Origin of the sequence: Sphingobium sp. (genome assembly GCF_041987595.1) — a bacterium.
Taxonomy (GTDB): domain Bacteria; phylum Pseudomonadota; class Alphaproteobacteria; order Sphingomonadales; family Sphingomonadaceae; genus Sphingobium.
Window position 1 is genome coordinate 1 of sequence record NZ_JBHIWJ010000215.1, and the last position, 684, is coordinate 684.

Annotated in this window: 1 riboswitch. The window is 55.6% G+C overall.

The annotated features are described in order from the left end of the window. Positions 1-228 precede the first annotated feature (228 nt). A riboswitch (cobalamin riboswitch) is annotated at positions 229-465 on the bottom strand. Positions 466-684 lie beyond the last annotated feature (219 nt).

A 684-nucleotide genomic window follows, 5' to 3' on the forward strand; every position in this document is an offset into this window, starting at 1 on the left:
AGGTCTACCTCTACGACCAAATGGTCATTGTCTTTCTTGAGGGTGACCAAGCGGCGGATTGCCATAACGTCAGGCACTATATGACATTTGCATTGCAGGTGTCTCCGGTCCGGACGCCACGAACCAAGACCAAGTCGCCACGTGAGGTGGTCAGCAGCTTTCTCCTGGCGCGCGCCCGCAGCGCCGGGGCCGCTGAAAGACCCAGTCACATCGATTCGTCGCTCAGACGGAGGTTTACCGTGCCATGGCCATCCCCTGGACCGCAGCAAGAGCGACCAAGCTTCCCAGGCCGCGCTTGGACAAGCGTAAGGCCCAGTGGCTGCTTCCGCCCGAAGGTGGAAGCGATGTGCATCGCGCTCGCCGCTTACAGTTGCAGGGACAGCCTCGGACTCGGATCAGCAAAAGCCGCTCCTCACCGTGTTCCCGAATTAAACCCTCTCGGGCACCGGCGCGATCTGTTGACAACGGATTTTAACCGAAGTCAGCGGCAGTATAATTGACATACAGGATAAAACCAAGCTGTGTCTTGAAGTGATAGCGTTTTCCTTTGGCCCCATCACCGAAAATCCGAGATTTCATGGGCAAATGGTTCGCCATAAATCGAATTGACGCGATTGATAATCCCGCAAGCTTTGTAGTGGGAAAGATGCAAGTAATCGGTCTGCGTAGTTTCGCTGCACTGCT